Genomic DNA, 221 nt, shown 5'->3' with positions numbered 1-221 from the left:
AGCATTTTTAGGATGTTCGCTTCCGCTTCATCCGGCGTTTGCCAATTTTCAATCATTTCCATCGCCGCTTCGTTCGCACCACCATGCAAAGGCCCACGCAGGGTACCAATCGCTGCGGTAATGCAAGAATGCAAATCCGACAATGTCGAGGCACACACACGCGCCGCAAACGTCGACGCATTGAACTCGTGCTCCGCGTACAAAATCAGCGAGCAGTGCAT

1 protein-coding gene is annotated in these 221 nt (G+C 52.9%); it reads right to left on the bottom strand.

The window, feature by feature from the left end; translation table 11 throughout:
• On the bottom strand, positions 1 to 221 hold a 221-nt coding region (locus ACVA54_RS19800; protein ID WP_446583586.1), incomplete at both ends, for a citrate/2-methylcitrate synthase.

The sequence above is a fragment of the Vibrio sp. PNB23_22_6 genome (assembly GCF_052877535.1).
Note: the sequence above shows the minus strand (reverse complement) of the source record. Positions and strands in the feature narration are given on the sequence as shown.